The organism is Methylobacterium brachiatum (genome assembly GCF_020523825.1).
GTDB lineage: Bacteria > Pseudomonadota > Alphaproteobacteria > Rhizobiales > Beijerinckiaceae > Methylobacterium > Methylobacterium brachiatum.
Window position 1 is genome coordinate 80,157 of sequence record NZ_JAJALK010000001.1, and the last position, 14,359, is coordinate 94,515.

The 14,359-nt window shown below is 69.2% G+C and carries 12 protein-coding genes; 8 read left to right on the forward strand and 4 right to left on the reverse strand.

Features of this window, described 5'->3' with window-relative positions:
* The first annotated feature begins 80 nt into the window (after positions 1-80).
* A complete protein-coding gene (locus LGR69_RS00365) occupies positions 81-1,049 on the forward strand; it encodes an alginate O-acetyltransferase AlgX-related protein (RefSeq protein ID WP_230364837.1) in 969 nt (322 codons plus the stop codon).
* Between the two features lie 81 nt (positions 1,050-1,130).
* On the forward strand, positions 1,131-1,856 hold the full coding sequence (locus LGR69_RS00370) for a dihydrofolate reductase family protein (RefSeq protein ID WP_230364838.1): 726 nt from the start codon (positions 1,131-1,133) through the stop codon (positions 1,854-1,856).
* Here LGR69_RS00370 and LGR69_RS00375 read toward each other — a convergent pair.
* A complete protein-coding gene (locus LGR69_RS00375; protein WP_230364839.1) occupies positions 1,834-2,868 on the reverse strand; it encodes an alpha/beta fold hydrolase in 1,035 nt (344 codons plus the stop codon). The two genes, LGR69_RS00370 and LGR69_RS00375, sit on opposite strands and share 23 nt — an antisense overlap.
* A gap of 73 nt (positions 2,869-2,941) precedes the next feature.
* Positions 2,942-4,006 carry a WcbI family polysaccharide biosynthesis putative acetyltransferase gene (locus LGR69_RS00380; RefSeq protein WP_007562129.1) on the reverse strand — a complete coding sequence of 355 codons (1,065 nt, stop codon included), beginning with the start codon at positions 4,004-4,006 and terminating at the stop codon, positions 2,942-2,944.
* A 195-nt stretch (positions 4,007-4,201) separates the two neighbouring features.
* Here LGR69_RS00380 and LGR69_RS00385 point away from each other — a divergent pair, with 195 nt between their 5' ends.
* Together LGR69_RS00385 and LGR69_RS00390 are read left to right on the forward strand one after the other, a co-directional pair.
* On the forward strand, positions 4,202-5,533 hold the full coding sequence (locus LGR69_RS00385; protein ID WP_230364840.1) for an MFS transporter: 1,332 nt from the start codon (positions 4,202-4,204) through the stop codon (positions 5,531-5,533).
* An 852-nt stretch (positions 5,534-6,385) separates the two neighbouring features.
* The gene (locus LGR69_RS00390) at positions 6,386-6,934 is read left to right on the forward strand and encodes a hypothetical protein (RefSeq protein WP_230364841.1); all 549 of its coding nucleotides are present in this window, start codon (positions 6,386-6,388) and stop codon (positions 6,932-6,934) included.
* Positions 6,935-7,210: 276 nt separating this feature from the next.
* Here LGR69_RS00390 and LGR69_RS00395 read toward each other — a convergent pair whose 3' ends face one another.
* On the reverse strand, positions 7,211-9,076 hold the full coding sequence (locus LGR69_RS00395) for an ABC-F family ATP-binding cassette domain-containing protein (RefSeq protein WP_230364842.1): 1,866 nt from the start codon (positions 9,074-9,076) through the stop codon (positions 7,211-7,213).
* 320 nt (positions 9,077-9,396) lie between these two features.
* On the opposite strand from LGR69_RS00395, the gene LGR69_RS00400 reads away from it, so the two are divergent.
* Positions 9,397-10,464: an HD-GYP domain-containing protein gene (locus LGR69_RS00400; protein WP_230364843.1), complete on the forward strand. Its 1,068-nt coding sequence runs from the start codon at positions 9,397-9,399 to the stop codon at positions 10,462-10,464.
* Positions 10,465-10,474: 10 nt separating this feature from the next.
* Here LGR69_RS00400 and LGR69_RS00405 read toward each other — a convergent pair whose 3' ends face one another.
* Positions 10,475-11,386: a UDP-3-O-acyl-N-acetylglucosamine deacetylase gene (locus tag LGR69_RS00405; RefSeq protein ID WP_230364844.1), complete on the reverse strand. Its 912-nt coding sequence runs from the start codon at positions 11,384-11,386 to the stop codon at positions 10,475-10,477.
* Between the two features lie 246 nt (positions 11,387-11,632).
* Between LGR69_RS00405 and LGR69_RS00410 the strand changes: the two genes are divergently transcribed.
* Genes LGR69_RS00410 through LGR69_RS00420 form a run of 3 tightly spaced genes read left to right on the forward strand, consistent with a single transcriptional unit; the run spans position 11,633 to position 14,340 of the window.
* Positions 11,633-12,319 (forward strand): Crp/Fnr family transcriptional regulator, encoded by a 687-nt coding sequence (locus LGR69_RS00410; RefSeq protein WP_007562140.1) that lies wholly within the window; start codon positions 11,633-11,635, stop codon positions 12,317-12,319.
* 4 nt (positions 12,320-12,323) lie between these two features.
* On the forward strand, positions 12,324-13,373 hold the full coding sequence (locus LGR69_RS00415; protein ID WP_230364845.1) for an ABC transporter ATP-binding protein: 1,050 nt from the start codon (positions 12,324-12,326) through the stop codon (positions 13,371-13,373).
* Positions 13,374-13,425: 52 nt separating this feature from the next.
* Positions 13,426-14,340, forward strand: coding sequence for an ABC transporter permease (locus LGR69_RS00420; RefSeq protein WP_230364846.1), 915 nt, complete (start codon positions 13,426-13,428; stop codon positions 14,338-14,340).
* Positions 14,341-14,359 lie beyond the last annotated feature (19 nt).

The window sequence follows — 14,359 nt, forward strand, 5'->3', positions numbered from 1 at the left end:
GTGTTTCCCGCTTGTCTCCGGCCCCGGCGGGCGGCATGTCTCGACGCCGCCGCAAGGCGTTCACGGGAGATGGCGGACCTTTGTCGGAGACAGGCGCGCGCGGTATCGCGGTCGGGCGGGACGGATGGCTCTTCTGGGTCGGCCGGACCAACGAGCTGGTCGATCTGTATGCGGATTCCCCGGCCTCTCGCCGCCTGCTGCGCCGCTGGGTAAGGCTCGTCGAAACCCGCGTCCGGCGGACGCGCGCGCTCGGCGCGACCTACGTCCACGCCATCGTGCCGGAGAAGATCGCGATCCATGCGGACACGCTGGACCGGCCGTTCCCGAACCTGGCCGACCCGCCCGGCCTGCGGCTCGGCCGGCTCCTATCATCCGGAACGGAAGCCCGGCTGGTCGATCTCTACGAGCCCCTGCAGGCGGCACGCGCCGAGGGGCCGGTCTACCTGCAGACCGACACGCACTGGAACCATCGGGGCTACATCGCCGCCTATCAAGCGCTCTGTGCCGCGCTCGGCGTCACCCCGGCCGGGCATGTTCTCGAGGCGACCGGCGAGACCGCGCGCTTCGTGTTCGACCTCGGCGGCAAGCTCAAGCCGCCGGTGGACGAAGCCTATTTCGCCCACGCCTTTCAACGCCGCGCGCAGCGCAGCGAGGCCAACGCGCTGGTCCAGCTGCGCGAGACCGGCCGCGTCGCCGGCCGAGGCGGCTTCTTCGTCGGGTCGCGCGCCGTGATGCGCAACCCCGAGGCTGCGGATCCAAGGCGCGTGGTCCTGTTCGGCGATTCCTACGTGTTCGACCAGGGGCCGCGCCTCACCGCGATGCTGGCCGAGAGTTTCCGGGAGGTGCACGCGATCTGGTCCGCGGAGATCGACTGGGCCTACGTCGCCACCGTGAAGCCCGACCTCGTCGTCTACGAGATCGCCGAGCGTTTCCTCCGGCGCGTGCCGACCGACCGGTTCTCCGTCGACGCCTTCGCCGAGCGTCGGGTGCGGCGGGAACTGAACCCCACCCTCATCGACCGGCTGCGCGCCCGCCTGCGGCTGCGCTGACATTCCGGATCCACGCTCGCGCGTTGCCGGACGGCGTCTCGCGCCTATCGTTTCGGCCGGACCCACCATCCGGAACGCATCATGGCCGACGCACAGCGCCCCTACGTCATCTGCCACATGACCACCTCGGTGGACGGCCGGATCAAGGTCCGCCGCTGGAAGACCCTCGACGCCGACAGCCACTACGAACGCGTCCACGGCGAACTGAACGGCGACGCCTGGATGTGCGGACGGGTCACCATGCAGGGCTATGCCGACAGCGCCGCTCCGCTGCCGGAGCCGGTTCGCGACGACGCGAGCCCGGTTCCGCGGAATGACCACGTCGCGAAGAGCGATGCGTCAGGCTATGCCGTGGCCCTCGACGCGCAGGGGCGCCTGGATTGGGGCGCGCGAAACGACATCGAGGGCGATCACGTCGTGGTCGTGCTCACGGAATCGGTGCCGGACGCGCATCTGCGGGCGCTCCGAGCCGGCGGCCAATCGTACCTGTTCGCGGGCGAGAAGACGGTCGATTTCGCGCTGGCGCTGGCCAAGCTGCGCGCGCTGTTCGGGATCGAGCGGCTTCTGGTCGAGGGCGGCGGCCGCATCAACGGCTCGATGCTGAGGGCCGGCGTCATCGACGAACTGAGCCTGCTGCTCGCGCCTGCCGTCGACGGCGTCTCCGGCACGCCGGCCCTGTTCGACTTCCCCGGGGAGGAGGCCGATTCCATGGGTGGCCGGTGCAAGCTCGCTCTGACATCCTGCGAGCCCTTGCTGGGGGGCGTCGTGTGGCTACGCTACCGGATCACGCCTGTGGCCGATGCGTGACCGGGCTCAAGCTCTCCAGGAACGCGTCGTAATCCGCGGTGACGTCGTCCAGCCGCTCGAAATGCGGAAACGCGCCCGTCGGCAGGCTGAAGACGCGCCAGTTCGGCCGGCCGGCGACCCGGGGCGCCAACCGGTAATCGACGAAGTCGCCGCGGCGTCCGTGCACCATCCAGACCGGCAGGCGCAGCTCTTCGTAGAGCCGCGTCGAATCCGTCGGAAACAGGTGGCCGGCGATGAAGCAATAGGGGGCATGCTCGGCGCCGGGCTGGTGCGCCGAGGCATGGTCGTAGGCGAACAGGCCTTCGTCGATGTCCTTCGAGCCGAACGTCTTCTGCAGGAAGAAGCGCATGCTGGGCCGCGAGGCCAGGGCGTCGAACAGGGGCCGGCCGAAGGGCGGCCGGTCGAGCAGATTGCGGAGGGCGTCGCGGCCGCGGTGACCGTCCGGCGGCCCCTCGCCGGACAGCCGCGCGTCGAAACCCGTCGGGCTGATCAGGCCGAGGCTGCGGTAATCGTCCGGCCGCTCCACGGCGGCACGAGCCAGGTAGGAGCACGACAGCGACAGCGCCATGGCGTCGATCGCGCCGCCCCGATGCCGGCCGCGGATCTCGGCGACAGCCGCATGGATCGCCTCGACCATCAGGCGCGGCGTGTAGCGCCGGCGCGAGCGTTCGGAGAAGCCGAAGCCCGGCAGGTCCAGGGCATAGGCCGGACGCGAGTCGCGGTAATGCTTGTAGAGCGGGCGGACCTCATAGGCGTTCGCAGCCGCGTTGATCGAGTGGATCAGGAGCAGCGGCACGCCCTCCTGCTCGCGCGAACCGTAGAGCGCGATTGCGCCGGCACGCTCGGTCGCGAGCGTCTCGAGCCGGCCGGGCAGGGCGGGGGGCAGGTCCATGCGGCGGTTCATGGCGAACCGGCTCCACCCGACCAGGCCGGCGGCCGAGCCGAGGAAGGTCAGGAAAGCCGCGATCCCGTAGGAACCGGCGCGACCCTTCTCGCGGGGTTGACGGCTCATCGGGCTCCAAACCTCGGTAGATCCCGGCCCGGACAGCGCGAGGCGCCCGAGGAGGGGAGAATGTGCCGTCGTATCAGGATGTATGGCCGGCCAGGCTGCCCGAAGCCAGGGCGGGTACCCGTTCGGCCGGGCGGATCGGGCTAATCTCTCGACCCGCCGCCTCGCGGAAGAACTCCACCGTGGCCGGATCGTTGCGCCAGCCCTGGACCCGCTGCGAAACCAGGGCCTCGCGCGGGCGCCGGTCGTAATTCGCATAGGCCGCGGCCACGAATTCCGCCCGGGTCATGGTGCGTGCGGGGCCCGAGCGGCGCGTCTCGGCCTTGAAGAACAGGGCGCTTCCGGGAACGCCGTAATGCGCGGCGATCTCGGGATAGACCGGCCAGCTGCCCTGGCCGCCGAGATCGTCCGGCACGAACGCGTCGAGGTCGCATTCGGGATAGGGCACGCCGGACTTCGTCAGGAGCCCGCGGGCGAGATCGGCCACCACATACAGCTTCGTGTGGTTGATCGAGTGCATGAAGCAGCCCCGCCGCGCCCAGCGCGTCAGGTGCGTGTCGAGATCGTACTGCGCCTGGGCGCCGAGCCCGCGCAGGTAGGACACCGACTCGTTCCAGAGGTCGAAATAGCCCAGGCGCTCGAAGACCGGCTCCGCGAACAGCCGCAGAGCCTGCGCCTGCGAGAAGCCCGCCAGATAGGCGTAGAGCGTGATCGCCGAGTGGGAATGCCCCATCGGCCCCGAGATGAGGCCGTTGAGCGAGACGGCATCCTGCACGCCGACATGGATCAGGTCGGGATGGTAGGCGCCGAACACGATGGTCGGGATCAGCCGGACCTTCGGGTGGGTCCGGAACCGGTCGATCGTGCCGCCGTCCTTGAACCGCGGCAGGTAGATGCTGGAATAGACGTGATCGTAGCCGTCGGCATGCGCCATCAGGTCGACGAGCTTCGGGAAGCGGCGGTTCGCCGTGAAGGCCGAGACGAAATCCACCTGCGCGTCCGGCAGAAGGTATCGCAGCACCTTCGCCATGGAGCCCGCCTGACAGACTCCGACCACCAGGATGCGGGGCGAGCCCGTCCGCTTCTTCCCGATCTGCGCGAGCCGGTGCCGCACGCGCCAAAGGCTATCGACCGTCAACATGCGGCTTCTCTCGCATGTCCGCGGTCCGCGGGCAAACCGCACCGGCAGCGATCAGGCCGCTATTGGCGCGTATCGCCCGCCGCCAACCCAGTGCGATGACCGACTATGACAGTCGAGCGAAGTTGTCGTGTTCCGGGACTGGTGGCTGGGCCGCCGCTCCTCCATGCCGGAATCGATCGAGCCCGGAGGATTACGATGGCCCCCACGAACGTGCCGGATGCGGTGCCGGAGATCGAACGGGCGACGTTGCGCAGGGTCACCTGGCGGATCCTGCCGTTCCTGATGCTCGCTTACTTCATCGCGTTCGTGGACCGAGTGAATGCCGGCTTCGCCGCGTTGCAGATGAACCACGATATCGGCCTGTCGGCAGCGCAGTTCGGGCTGGGCGGCGGCCTGTTCTACGTGTCCTACGTGCTGTGCGAGGTGCCCAGCAACCTCGCCATGGAGCGGTTCGGCGCCCGGATCTGGATCGCCCGGATCATGATCACCTGGGGCCTCGTCTCGGCCGCCATGGCCTTCGTGGTCGGGCCCGTCTCGTTCTACGCGGTGCGCCTGCTGCTCGGCGCCGCCGAGGCGGGCTTCTTTCCCGGCGTGATCCTCTATCTGACCTACTGGTTCCCCCGCGCCTATCGGGGGCGGATCGTGGCCGTGTTCATGGTGGCGATCCCGATCTCGAGCTTCCTCGGCTCGCCGATCTCGGCCGCGATCCTCAACACCGACGGGATGCTCGGCTTCCGCGGCTGGCAGTGGCTGTTCATCCTCGAAGCGCTCCCGGCCGTGCTGCTCGGTGTCATCGCGTTCGCGATCCTGCCCGACGGGCCTGCTCAGGCGCGCTGGCTTGCTCCGCAGCAGCGCGCCTGGCTTCAGGATCGGCTGTCCGCCGAGCGCGCCTCGGTGGTCGACAGCCAGGCGGCGCCGGCCCGGCACCTCTCGGTCTGGCAGGTGATGCGCAACCGCTACGTGCTGGCCGCCTCACTCATCTATGCGGGCGCCTCGGGCGCCAGCCAGTGCCTGTCGCTCTGGCAGCCGCAGATCATCAAATCCTTCGGGCTGACGAACCTGGAGACCGGGTTGCTGAACTCGGTCCCGTTCGGGATCGCCTCGGTGCTGATGATCCTCTGGGGGCGCTCCTCGGACCGGAAGCGCGAGCGGGTCTGGCACACGGCGCTGCCCCTCGGCCTGCTGGCGCTGAGCCTTGCGGCCTCGATCGCCACCGCGCATCTGCTGCCGACGATCCTGATCCTGTGCCTCGCCGTCACCGCGACCTACACCGTGAAGGGCCCGTTCTGGGCGCTCTCGACCGAATGGCTCTCGGCCGGCGCGGCGGCCGCCGGGATCGCGCAGATCAACGCCATCGGCAACATCGGCGGATTCGTCGGCACCTACCTGCTCGGTGTCATCAAGGACGCGACCGGTAGCTACCCGCTGGGCCTGCTGCCGCTCGTGATCCTCTCGGGGTTGGGCTGCCTTCTGGTTATCGGCCTCGGACGGGGCCGCGCCCAGGCCGCAGCGCCGGCGCGCGCGTGAGGCCGTCGGCGATTCGCTTGCGGACCCGACGCTGTGTCGGCGTCAACCCCCGAAAAAGCTCCCTCCGACCGCGATTCGCCGCTCCCGCGGGGCCGGCGACCCGCCGCAGTGTGAAATTCTTGTGGCATCGCGGCAGTTTACGACACAGTGGAGATGCCGCGCCAATTGCCCGATGTGATCAATATCGTCCGATCTGCCCAATGATGAAGCGCCGTCAGTGCTCCTTCGAACCAACGGGCAGAATATCGGCGTCGCATGTCAGTAAGTTTTCGTGTCAGTTGCTTGGCCGGCAAGCGTGTTGACAGATCAAGGCCATAATGGGTTTATTCCGAAGCCCGGAGTATGACACGCCGGGTCAAGCTCTTCCCGGCCATGATAGCCTTCGGAAGAGACCGCTCACGTTGCGTGGGCGCTAAATTTTCAAAACTGATAAAATCGGCTTTGTAAGTCTGCTGCATTGCAAATACCGATGCATGTTCGCCGCTTTGGCTCCATGTGTTTACGTGTGCGCAGTATTTCGGATGTCGAACTGGAGCGCTGCCAGCCGATGTGGCTGGCAGCGTGGCAAGCCTATCCAAAGCTCTGAATGAGTCGTGCTCGAAGTCCGGGAGGAAGATAACGCCACGCCGTCAGTCTGTGGATTCGGACTTTCGTAGCGATGATTGCCGGAAGCGGCATCGGACGAAGACCAGATGGACGGGTGGAATTCGTCGAGGTTCGAACTGATGTGGAATGGCGTGGAGCCAATCGAGCGGAGTGCGTAAGATGTTCGCTGTGAGTCCTGTAGCGCCGTCCCCTGTGGCTGTAGTTACGGCGCAACAGGTTGATACGCCGGAGCGGGTCGCTGCGGTAATGGCCAGTGCGCTCCCCGCGCCCGCTGCGCTGGATCCCCGGTCGACCCACGCCCTCTCGACGCAGACGGCGGATGCCGTCCTGTCCCTCATCCAGACGAGTGCGCCCGCCCCGGAGATGATGGCGCCGTTCCCGCGCTGGGGGGAGCCCACGCAGGTCGGGAGCGGCCCAGCTCCCCTGCCGCCCGCGCTCGCCGGCAATTCAGGCGCGGTTGTCAGTGCGGACGAGGCGGTCGCTGCGAGTTCGCAGGGGCAGGGCGGTGGGGCGAATGCTGCGGGTCCGTCGGACCCGAACGCCGCAGCTCTCGAGACCAAGGCGATCCGCCGCGTCGAAGAGGCGGCGAAGTGGGATGCGTATCTCTACAGCATCGCCCATGCCGACAGCAGCCTGATGAGCGCGATCAGCTTCTATCTGATGTGCAACAACACGCATTATCAGGACTTCAAGTCCGCGCATCCGAGTGTGGACATTCACTGGATCAACGTCGACAACAAGAAGATCGTTTCGGTTTGGCCCAAGATAACGGATCAGTGGTTCGCGCCGCGGTAAGACCCGCTGTCGGCGCGGGTCGGGCCTGTCGCGAGCGGCGTCGGCGGATTGAGGCGATGGCTTTCGGAGCTTGATCCGTGAGCGTTGGCCGGCCGGGTTGCCCGGCGCCAACCGCTATGGGCGCCCGCGGCCCGCTTCGCCGCGGTTGAGATTGCGGATCTTTGCCATGCGCGCGGGCGCCTGTTCCCGCCTGCATGGCGCGGCCTTGGCCCTGACCGTTTGAGATCAGTGCGGGAGCGGACGTGCCGGCGCGCGCCCGCGAAGCGCGCCTCCAGGTTAAGCCGCCTCGATCTCGGCGCTCACATTCAGCCATTCCTCCTCGGCGGCGGCCAGCGCGCTGGCGGCGTCCGCACGCATCTTGGCGATCTCGCCGGCCTTGGCGGCGTTCTCCCGGAAGGCCGTGCCGTCCTCCAGCGCCGCGTCGATCTTCTGGATCGCCGCGGTGAGCTTGGCCATCCGCGCCTCGATCGCCTCCAGGCGCTTGCGCAGCGGTGCGAGGGCCGCCCGGCGCTCGACCCCGGCGCGGCGCGCCTCGGCCTTCTGGCCGCCCGCGGGTTCGGCGTCCCGCTCGTCCTCGCGGTCGGGGCCGGACAGGACGAATCGGCGATAATCGTCCATGTCGCCGTCGAAGGTCTTCACGGTGCCGTCGGCCACCAGCCAGAGCCGGTCCGCGCAGGCCTCGACCAAGAAGCGGTCGTGGCTCACCAGGATGACGGCGCCCTCGTAATCGTTGATCGCCTCCACCAGAGCCTGGCGGCTCTCGATGTCGAGATGGTTGGTCGGCTCGTCGAGAATCAGCAGGTGCGGGCCGTGGAAGGCCGCAAGACCCATGAGCAGCCGCGCCTTCTCACCGCCCGAGAGCTTCTCCACCGGCGTGTCGGCCTTGTTGGCGCCGAACCCGAGCCGGGCGGTGGCGGAGCGCACCTTCGCCTCCGGCACGTCCGGCATCAGGGTGCGGACATGCGCGTAGGCGCTCTCGGCGGGCCGCAATTCGTCGAGCTGGTGCTGGGCGAAATACGCCACCTCCATCTTGGAGGACCGCCGGACCTCGCCGGCGATCGGGCCGAGGCGGCCGCCGATCAGCTTGCAGAAGGTCGACTTGCCGTTGCCGTTGGCGCCGAGCAGCGCCACCCGGTCGTCGGGCGCCAAGCTGAGGTCGAGACCGGTCAGCACGATCCGGTCGCCGTAGCCGGCCTTGACCCGCTCCATCGAGACGATCGGCGGCGACAGCGGCTTTTCCGGGCTCGGCAGGTGGATCACCGGCACGTCGTCCTCGATCAGCGCCGTGATCGGCTCCATCTTGGCCAACCGCTTCACGCGCGACTGGGCCTGACGGGCCTTGGTCGCCTTCGCCTTGAACCGGTCGATGAAGCTCTGGAGATGCGCCCGCTCGGCATCCTGCTTCACCTTGGCCTTGGCGAGCAGCATGCGCTTCTCGGAGAGCTGCTTGGCGAAGCTGGTATAGCCGCCGCGGTAGATCGTGAGCTTGCCGCGGTCGAGATGCAGGATGTGGTCGACGCTGGTGTCGAGCAGGTCGCGGTCGTGGCTGATGATGATCGCGGTGCGCGGGTAGCGCTCGAGATAGTCGTAGAGCCAGAGCGTCCCCTCGATGTCGAGGTAGTTGGTCGGCTCGTCGAGGAGCAGCAGGTCGGGCTCGGAGAACAGCACGGCGGCGAGCGCCACGCGCATCCGCCAGCCGCCGGAGAAGTCCGAGCAGGGCCGAGCCTGCGCGGCCGCGTCGAAGCCCAGACCGTGCAGGATCGCGGCGGCGCGCGCCGGCGCCGAATGCGCGCCGATATCGACGAGCCGGGTCTCGATTTCGGCGCGCCGCAGGCCGTCGGCATGCTCGGCCTCGGCCATCAACAGGGACCGCTCGGTATCGGCCGCGAGGACCACGGCGTGCAGGGTTTCCGGGCCGGCCGGCGCTTCCTGGGCGACCGCGCCGATCCGCATGCCCTTGGGCAGGGAAACGGATTTCGCGTCGACCGGCAGGTCGCCGAGGATCGCCTTGAACAGCGTGGTCTTGCCGGCCCCGTTGCGCCCGACGAGGCCCACCCGCGCGCCCTCGGGAATCGAGAAATTCGCGGAATCGAGGATCAGGCGATCGCCGATGCGGTAGGTGAGGTCATTGACGCGCAGCATGGCGGCGTTCTGGCGGTCCAGGCGCGGGGAGGCAAGCGCCGTGTCGGGCCCGTCATCCCGGCACCCGTTCGGCAATCGGCCCAGGGCCGGTATCTTTATTACCGCGCTAAAATGCCGATGCGCCGACAGTCGCTTTAACGGAATCGCATCACTCCGGGTCGATTGTTCGGCTTGTCTCTGACGCCTGTGCGGCGGACACTGGTCGTGCCGCGCGATGACGGGCTCCGGAAAATTCGACGTTCGCAGGTGCCGGGCATCGCAGCCAAGGCTGGTTCGCCGGTTGGTACGCCCCACGGAGGACGTGTGATGGGAGAGGCGTTTTGGGTCGGACCGTGATCCTGACCGACGATCTGGGCCGCGGCGAGCGCCTGATGCGCAATCTCGGGGGCGGTCCGAGCCTCGTCCTCCACGATCTCTACGGCGATGCCGAGCCGCCTGGGGACGTCGAACTGGTGATCAGCGACGTCGGCGCGCTGACCTCCGACGCCATGCTCCGTCTGCGCCGGACCCTGGCCGTCACGCGCAAGAGCGCGACGCCGTTCCTCGCGCTGATCCACGGCAATCTGGGCCGCGGCGAGATCCAGGCGACCGCCCTCGGGGCCACGCGCGTGATGCCGGCGGCGACGGCGACCGCGATGCTCGCCAAGGCGATCGCCGCGTTGAGCACGCCCCTCCGCGAACCCGACGAATCCGTCGACCTGCGGCGCTGCGCCGACGAGGCCCGGTCCGCCTTCGCGGCGATCTTTCGTGCCGACGCGGCGCCCCCGCCCGAGATCGTCGATGCCGGCACCACCATCGTCAACCGGGCGATCCGCGAATCGAAGGTCCGCGACTGGCTGAACGTCGTTGCGGGCTTCGACGACGTGACCCATCGGCATTGTTTGGCGGTCGCCGGCTTGGCCGCGGCCTTCGCCCGGAGCCTCGGCCTCAACGACGCCGACGCCCATCATCTCACCAAGGGCGCGCTCCTGCACGACATCGGCAAGGCGCGGATCCCGCTCGCGATCCTGAACAAGCCGGCGCCGCTCACCCCCGCGGAGCGCGTGGAGATGGACCGACATCCGGCGATCGGCCACGCCATGCTGCTCGACGGCGGCTACGAGGCCGGAACCCTCGCGGTCGTGCGCTCGCACCACGAATATCTCGACGGGTCCGGCTATCCGGACGGGCTGCGGGGCGCCGAGATCCCGGACCTCGTCCGGCTGATAACGATCTGCGATATCTTCGCGGCGCTGATCGAGGCCCGCCCCTACAAGGCGCCGAAGCCGATCCGCGAGGCCTACGCGATCCTCGAGAAGATGGGCCCCAAGCTCGATGCCGATCTCGTCCGCGCGTTCCGGCAGGTCGCCGTCGCGTGCGAGCAGCCGAACCTTCGCGTCCCGGTCTGAACCGGCGCCGTCAGACCAGCTCCCAGGCGCTGCGCTCGCGCATCAGCGCCCCGACCAGCGCGTGATTCAGCTCGTGCCCGGTGTGGAAGGCGGACACGCGGCCCTCGACCGGATACCCCGCCAGCAGCAGGTCGCCGATCAGGTCGAGGATCCGGTGACGGACCGGCTCTTCCGGAACGCGCATCCCGCCGAGCACGCGCCCGCGCCAGAGGAGCGCCGCCGAGCGCGGCGAGACCCCCTGCAGGAAGTCGCGTCCCGTGGCGCAGCCGTAGGCGCGACCGGCCATGGCCCGGACATACCGGCCGAAGCTGCGCGAGGGCGCGATCTCCCGCGCGAAGCTCTCGGGCGTGATCGCGCCGGACCAGTCGAGCGAGCCGAAATGGGCGAGCGAGACATGCCCGGTGACGTGCAGGCCCGTGCCCGGTTCGATCTGGAGCCGGCGTCGCCCGTCCTCGACCGCCACCATGCGGCGGATCCGCAGCACCCGACAGGGGGCAGGTTGCTCGACGCGGCCGACCCCTCGGATCGCGTCGCACCAGGGGATCGCGCTGCCGTCGAAGATCGGCAGCTCGTCGGCGTCGATCTCGGCCAGCACGTTGTCGACCTTCAGCGCGTGCAGGGACGCCATTAGGTGCTCGATCGTGCGGACCAGCGCCCCCTCGCGCTGGATCGCGGCGGAGAGCGGCTGCGAGACCCGATAGGGCCAGAGGGCCGGCACGTCGATCGTTTGCCCAGTCTTCAGGCGACGGCGGAAGACGATACCGTGGCCGGCCGGCGCCGGGCAGACCCGAACGGTGGCATAGCGGCCCGAGTGCAGGCTGTGGCCCGAGCGCTCGAACGCATCGGCCAATGTCGCCTGGCACCGGCCGATCGGCGTGACCGTGCCGAAGTTCAAACCTGCGATGGTGAAATCTTGGTGCATCGGGAATCGTCGGGCGCCGCAGCGCGGGAAATTATCCCTCTTCACCGATCCACGCTAATAAACTCCTGTTCAGCCAAGCGCGGCTTGACCGGCCCGCGCGTGACCGTCACGATCAAATCCGCCTCATCGATCGAGCGCGGCCGGATCGGTGCGCTGCTCCGAGATGCGGGTGACTCCCGTCCCCAGAGTTGCTGGTCGGCCCCCGTCAGGGCAGGGACGGAGGCCGGGGCCGAAGGGACAGGATCGATGGCGCGGTTGGGGACGATACCCTTCTTCAAGGATCCGGGCATTGAGCTCGGTCCGTTCGAGACCCGCTGCCATTGGCGCCGCTTCGACGAGAACGAGGTGCTGGTCGACTTCGACGACATCTCCACGGACGTCTACTTCATCGCGTCGGGCGAAGTGCGCATCCTCAACCGGACCCAGTCCGGCAAGGAGGTGATCCTCGGCGAGATGCGCGGCGGGGCCTTCTTCGGCGAGCTCGCCGCCATCGACGGGATCGGCCGTTCTGCCAACGTCACGGCCCTGACCCGCGGCGAGGTCTGCGTCGTCCCGGCCGCGGTGTTCCGGCAGATGGTGTTCGCCTCCGAGGCGATCGCCGACCGGCTGTTCCGGCTGCTCGCCAAGCGCGTGCGCGAACTCAACACCCGGCTCATGGAGCACGCGCTCCTCGACCTGAAGCACCGGCTCTATGCCGAATTGCTGCGCCTCTCGGTGCCGCGGTCGGGCACGTCCGGCGAGCGGGTCGTGTCGCCGCCGCCCTATCACCACGTCCTGGCCGCCCGGATCGGCTGCCGCCGCGAGCAGGTCACCCGCGAATTCACCGCCATGGCGGCCGAGGGGCTGGTCGACCGCACCCGCGGGGCCCTGGTTCTGCGCCGGCCCGACCTGCTCGAGGCCCGCGTGGCCGAGGCGCTGCGCGAGGATTCCTGACGTCTTGCCGGACGCACCCGCGCTGCGCCTGGACAACCTCACCAAACGCTTCGGCACCCATGTCGCCGTCGATGCGGTGACGCTCGCGCTGAAGCCCGGGGAGTTCTTCTGCCTGCTCGGGCCGTCCGGCTGCGGGAAGAGCACGCTGCTGCGCATGATCGCCGGCTTCGAGGCGCCGAGCTCGGGCCATGTCCGCCTCGGTGAGCAGGACCTCACCGCCCTGCCGCCCCATCGGCGGCCGGTGAACATGATGTTCCAGTCCTACGCCCTGTTCCCGCATATGAGCGTGGCCGGGAATGTCGGCTACGGCCTGAAGGGTCTGGGCCGGGCCGCCGCATCCGCCCGGGTGACCGATCTTCTGCGCCTCGTCCAGCTCGAGGGCTTCGGGGATCGTCGGCCCGACACGCTTTCCGGCGGGCAGCGCCAGCGGGTAGCGCTCGCCCGGGCGCTCGCCCGCGAGCCGAAGCTGCTCCTGCTGGACGAGCCCCTCGGCGCCCTCGATCGCGGCCTGCGCGAGGAGACCCAGGCCGAGTTGCGCGCCGTCCAGCGCCGCCTCGGTACCGCCTTCGTGGTCGTGACCCACGACCCCGAGGAGGCGATGATGCTGGCCGACCGCATCGGCGTCATGCAGGGCGGCCGCCTCGCGCAGGTCGGGACGCCCGCCGACCTGTACCGCCGCCCGGCCAGCCGGTTCGTGGCGGGCCTCCTCGGCGACGTGAACCTCATTGCCGGCCGCCTCGGTTCGGCCGAGGCCGGCGACACCCGCGCGGTGCAGACCGCGCACGGGATCGTCCGCGGTTCCGCGACGGGGCTGCCGGAGGGCACCGCGGTCGTCGTCGCGGTGCGCCCGGACGACATCGTCCTCGGCACCGAAGGCCTTCCGGTCACGATCGCCGATACCGTGTTCCTCGGGGACCGTTTGCGTCGGACCCTGCGCCTGCCCGACGGCACCGTGCTGCGGTCGAGCGGACGACCGGGTGACGCGCAGGATCCCGTGGGCTCGGACATCCGCCTCGGCTTCGCCCCAGCCGACGCCGTGATCCTGCCGGCATGACGCGGCCGGCACCCACGGATCGCGTCATGGCCGGCTCCGATGGGCGGCGGCCATGAGGGCAGGGGCGCCGGGGCGCCTGTTCGACCGGCTCGTGCGCCTGCCGCCGCTGCTCTGGCTGGCGGCCTTCTTCCTGCTGCCCTTCGCGATCACCCTGAAGATCAGCCTGTCGGAGCCGGCGACCGCAATCCCGCCCTACCTGCCGGTGCTCGATTGGCAGGGCGGCCTCGAGGGCTGGTCGGCCTTTCTCGAGGCGCTGAACTTCGACAACTACGCGACGCTGGCCTCCGACGCGCTCTACTGCGACGCGGCTCTCGGCTCGCTCGCCTACGCAGCGGCCGCCAGCCTGATCCTGGTGGCCCTCGGTACGCCACTGGCCTACGCGCTGGCCCGGGCTCCGGCCCGCTGGCAGCCGCTCCTCGTCGCCCTCGTGGTCGTCCCGTTCTGGACGAGCTTCCTGATCCGGGTCTACGCCTGGATCGCGATCCTCAAGCCGGAAGGCCTGCTGAACCTCGTCCTGCTCCGGTCGGGCGTGATCGCGAAGCCGCTGATCCTCCTGAACACCGACGCGGCGGTGATCGTCGGGCTGGTCTACGCCTACCTGCCCTTCATGGTCCTGCCGCTCTACGCGGTGATGAACCGCCTAGACCCGGCGCTGCGCGAGGCTGCGGCGGATCTCGGCGCCTCGCCGACCCGGGTTTTCTGGACCGTGACCCTGCCGCTCAGCCTGCCCGGGATCGCGGCCGGCGCCGGCCTCTGCTTCATCCCCATGGTCGGCGAGTTCGTGATCCCGGATCTGCTCGGCGGCTCAGAGACCCTGATGCTCGGCCGCGTGCTGTGGAGCGAGTTCTTCTCGAACCGCGACTGGCCGCTCGCTTCCGCGGTGGCGGTGCTGATCCTCGCCCTCATCATCGGCCCGGTGGTGCTGTTCCGCGACAGCCTACGTGCCGGCGAGGAGGGCCGCCCGTGACCTGGGTGACCCGTGCCGC

Bases quoted from the DNA above. Each gene is read 5' to 3' on its own strand.
- LGR69_RS00370 (WP_230364838.1), top strand. From the start codon at position 1,131: ATGGCCGACGCACAGCGCCCCTACGTCATCTGCCACATGACCACCTCG.
- LGR69_RS00375 (WP_230364839.1), bottom strand. From the start codon at position 2,868: ATGAGCCGTCAACCCCGCGAGAAGGGTCGCGCCGGTTCCTACGGGATC.
- LGR69_RS00380 (WP_007562129.1), bottom strand. From the start codon at position 4,006: ATGTTGACGGTCGATAGCCTTTGGCGCGTGCGGCACCGGCTCGCGCAG.
- LGR69_RS00385 (WP_230364840.1), top strand. From the start codon at position 4,202: ATGGCCCCCACGAACGTGCCGGATGCGGTGCCGGAGATCGAACGGGCG.
- LGR69_RS00390 (WP_230364841.1), top strand. From the start codon at position 6,386: ATGGCCAGTGCGCTCCCCGCGCCCGCTGCGCTGGATCCCCGGTCGACC.
- LGR69_RS00395 (WP_230364842.1), bottom strand. From the start codon at position 9,076: ATGCTGCGCGTCAATGACCTCACCTACCGCATCGGCGATCGCCTGATC.
- LGR69_RS00405 (WP_230364844.1), bottom strand. From the start codon at position 11,386: ATGCACCAAGATTTCACCATCGCAGGTTTGAACTTCGGCACGGTCACG.
- LGR69_RS00410 (WP_007562140.1), top strand. From the start codon at position 11,633: ATGGCGCGGTTGGGGACGATACCCTTCTTCAAGGATCCGGGCATTGAG.
- LGR69_RS00420 (WP_230364846.1), top strand. From the start codon at position 13,426: ATGAGGGCAGGGGCGCCGGGGCGCCTGTTCGACCGGCTCGTGCGCCTG.